This window comes from Candidatus Palauibacter soopunensis, from assembly GCF_947581735.1.
GTDB lineage: Bacteria > Gemmatimonadota > Gemmatimonadetes > Palauibacterales > Palauibacteraceae > Palauibacter > Palauibacter soopunensis.
The window spans coordinates 1-3,855 of the sequence record NZ_CANPVT010000044.1; the positions used below are offsets into that span (position 1 = coordinate 1).

Sequence of the window (3,855 nt, forward strand, 5' to 3'; positions counted from 1 at the left end):
CCGGTGGCCCGCGCGGATCGTGATCTCCGGCATCCGGTTCAGGTACCGGTCCAGCGTCGAGGTGGCGCTGCCTCCGAGCCCCTGGCCGACGCCCGCGCGGAGTCCGTAGGGCGAGGCTCCGGCGAGCGTGAGTCCGCTCAGCGCGCCGACCGCTCCGGCAGCGGCGAACGTTGAGAGGTAGTGCCGGTTCACCCGGTCGCGGAGCGCGCTCTCGCCCGCCTGGTTCAGGCCGGTGAACTCAAGGTCCACCCAGCTCCCGTCGGGCAGCACCAGCCGGTGGAACGAGACGGCGAGGCGGGTCTGGTTCCGGTCCTGGACGGCCCGGGCCGTGCCGACGACGCGCGAGCCGCGGGGAACGAGGACCCGCTGGCGGTCGGCCGAATACAGCGGCACCGACACCATGGCGAGCACCGGGCCGGGGAACTCGCCCGACAACTGGTTGACCAGCACCGCCTCGAGGAACGTGCCCTCGTGGACGCGCTCCCAGCCGGGCGGGTCATCCGACTGGACGTTGAAGCTCGGCTCGCTTGTTCCGAGCGCGCGGGTGGACTCCGGGCCGGATGAGGTGCCTCCGCCCGCCAGCCCCGTTTCGAGTTCAGCCTCCAGGGCGGCGAGGGAGTGCCCGAAGGACGCGAGCATTGCGTCGAGCGCGTCCTCGGCCGGCTCGTGATCGGCCGGCTGACCGGATCCGGCTCGCGCCTCATTCGGATCCCGGTAGGTACGCGTGAGGGGAAGCGAGCGGAGCGAGCGCGCCCCGCGTTCGATCTCCTCCAGCCGGAGCGCCTCGCGAAGCTCATGCTCGGCCTGAGTCATCCCCGCCGCCTCGGCTCCGCCACCACCTCGTTCGCGCCCGCTGCTGCGGGCTCCTCCTTCTCCACCGGCTCCGGCCGTCTCGCTCTCGGCGTGGCGCCGCTCCCCGCCACCGCGGTCCTGGTCCGCGTCCGCCTGCTGCTGGTGGCGCTCGGTGTCCGCGCGCATGCGGCTGTCGAACGCCCGGCCCGTGCGGTCGTCCACGGGCTGCGGTTCGCGCGCGGCGGGAGCCGTGGGATCGTCTCCGGGACCCGTGAGCGACGACGAGAACAGCATGCCGGCCACGAGCACGGCGATCAGCCCGATCCCGGCCTTCGTGACGATGCCGCCCGGGAGCGCGCCCTTCGGCTCCTTCATCCACTTCTTCCAGCGGCTCATCGCGCATCCCCCGGCTCAAACCGCCAGCCAGCCCGCTCGTCGCCGATCTGGAGCCAGCCGTCGCCCAGCACATGGCGGGCGACGTAGAGGCCGTCCCCCGTGAGATCGAACGCGACCAGCGCCGGTTCGCCGTCGCGGAGTTCGTAGAGCGCGGGCGCCTCCTGGGCGCCTGAGCGGATGTAGGTGAAGGTCCCGTCGTGCCACATGGCCTCGACGAGGAACGGACGCTTCGCGGCGCCTGAGTCCAGCCGGTACTCGAACGCCAGCTGCTCGGGATAGGACGCGCGGAACGCCTCGATCTCGGCGGCCGCGGCCTCGCGCGCCCTGAGCGCCGCCTCGGCGGCCTCGGCGGCCATCTCGCGGTAGGCTGCGACCTCGCTCCGGGCGACGAACGCCGGTGCGCCGGACATGCCCGCCGCGTCCGCGCCGTCTTCGACGCGGACCACGAGGTGCGGCGGCTCTTCGCCGCTCTCGGAGACGAGGAACGAGTAGATGCGCCCGGACTCGCAGACGAGCGCGATGTTGCTCGCCGCGCCCTCGGCCAGCGGCTTCAGGTACGCCACGTTCGCAGCGCCGGTCAGGTGCCAGTACTCGGAGTCGCCCGCGACGAAGTCGAGGATTCTCTCGCCGCTCGGCAGCACGATCACGGTCGTGTGGCGCACGCGCGTGCGGAGCCGGGGGATCGGGGCGTCACCCTCCCCGGGCGCCGACACCCGGAGCAGGGCGGAGTCCCCGCTGGGCTGTTGTCCGGCGGCATCGCACGGGACGGCCGTAAGAAGCAGGGTCAGCAGGACGACGACGACCCCGAGCAGGATGGCCGATGTGGGGGTTGCTTTCATGGTGTTCACGGCCTCTCGGTTGGTGGGATGGAGTGGGTTCGGCCCGCGAGCGCTTCGAGCGCCCGGACCAGGCCGTGCCTCGCCACGGCCTCGGCGCGCTTCTCGGCGTCGAGCGGCGAGGAGGTGTAGAGCCAGTAGCTCTCCGGATCGACTTCGAGGCGGAGCACCGCCGCCTCGTCCGGGCGGCGGAGATACAGTTCGCGCTTGGGCGTCAGCGCCCGGATCCGGGCGACCTCCGACTCGTTCAGCCGGAACAGCGCCCCGGCCTCGTCGGGCAGTTCGGCGTTGGCGAGGAACAGCTTGGTGGGGATCGATTCGAGGAGCGCCGAAGCGCCCGGCGTCCCCGTCACGTCCACGGCGGACTGCGTCGCGAGCACGAGCGCGGCGTTCTTCTTCCGCCACGTCTTGGCCGCCTCGGCCAGGTAGTTCAGCACGGCGGGGTCCTGCATGTACCGCCACGCCTCGTCCACGACCATCAGCTTGAGCCGCGCCGTCTCGGCCGGGTCCTCGATCTCCAGGCGCATGCGCTCCAGCAGGTAGGCGAGCGCCGCCTCGCACAGGTCCGCGTGCTCGGCCGCCCCCGCCAGGTCGATCACCTGCCAGTCCCGGAACTCGATGTCCGTCGCGCCCGCCGGGGCGTTGTCGAAGAACGCGCCCCACGCGCCGCCTTCCGTCCAGCGGCTCAGCGCAGGCCACATCGCGGAGGGGAGCGAACCGGTCAACACGCTCAGCGTCCGGCGCTCCGTCCCGAGCGCGTACAGATCCTCGATCCGCGCGCGGATCTCGCTCGTGTCTGCGCCGCTCGCCTCGAAGCCGCCCAGCTTGAGGAGCCGGAGCACCCAGCCGGTCAGGAACTGGAACGTCCGCGTCGTCGCGGGCAGCGCGAAGGGTGTAAGCCGGAGCGTGGGCTCCGCCTCGCCCGGCGCGAGCTCCAGGTACCGGCCCCCGAGGAACCGGGTCAGCCAGCGGTAGGAGCCGCCGAGGTCCAGGATCAGGATGCGCGGATCGTACTTGAGCGCCTCGACGAGCAGGAAGTTGAGCGTAAAGCTCTTGCCCGAGCCCGTCGCCCCCAGGATCAGCGTGTGGCCCACGTCGCCCGCAAACAGATCGTAGCGGTACGCCGTGCGCCACGGCGTCTCGAACACCGCCAGCGGCTCCCGGTCGAGATGCCGGCTCCTCCGGTTCCCCCTCGGCGGCCCGAACACGGGTGCGAGGCAGGCGGCCAGACCGGCCGAGGCGAACACTTTGCGGATCTGCCGCTTGCGCGGCTGCGCCGGAACCCGGGCGAACCAGACGGGAAGCTGCCCGTACCCCTCCCGGACTACCTTGGCGTCGTGCGCGGCGAAAAGGCGGCGCACGTCGCCGTCCAGCCGTTCGATCCCTTCGAGTTCGCCGTGCAGCGCCACGGTCAGCGACGCCTCGCCGTAGGCCACGGCGTCGGCTTCGAGTTCGACCAGCGCCGCTCCCAGCCGGTCCGACTCGGCCGCCGCCGCGGAATCGACCATCGCCGCCGCCGTGCCCTGCGCGTCCTGCGCGTGCGCCATCATCGAGTAGCGCCGCGAGAAGTAATGGCGCTGCGCGCTTCGGATCCGGCGCCGCGCCGCTTCCACCGTCCAAGGCCGCCATTCGAGCGAGACGGTCGTCACCGCATCCAGGCAGTACAGGTCGCGAAGGAGGTTCGCGTGCGCCCGGCCGGGCGGCGACAGGAGCGAGTAGAGGATCACCGGTTCGCCGTCGAGCCTCAGGTGCGACCGCTCCGCCTCAAGCTCCGATAGCGCGAGCCGCCAGTTCATGCCGCTGCCCGTCGCGCCGTCCCAGAACGTGCCGG

At 72.1% G+C, this 3,855-nt stretch carries 3 protein-coding genes; all 3 read right to left on the reverse strand.

The window, feature by feature from the left end:
* A partial coding sequence (locus RN901_RS11720; protein ID WP_310758469.1) for a TrbI/VirB10 family protein occupies window positions 1-1,188 on the reverse strand: 1,188 nt, incomplete at its 3' end.
* Complete coding sequence (locus RN901_RS11725; RefSeq protein ID WP_310758470.1) at window positions 1,185-2,027, reverse strand: TrbG/VirB9 family P-type conjugative transfer protein; 843 nt, start codon at window positions 2,025-2,027, stop codon at window positions 1,185-1,187. The genes RN901_RS11725 and RN901_RS11720, both read right to left, overlap by 4 nt.
* 5 nt (window positions 2,028-2,032) lie before the next feature.
* On the reverse strand, window positions 2,033-3,855 hold a 1,823-nt coding region (locus RN901_RS11730), incomplete at its 5' end, for a DUF87 domain-containing protein (protein WP_310758471.1).

Excerpts from the sequence above, each read along its gene's own strand:
- RN901_RS11725 (WP_310758470.1), bottom strand. The coding sequence starts at position 2,027 with ATGAAAGCAACCCCCACATCGGCCATCCTGCTCGGGGTCGTCGTCGTC.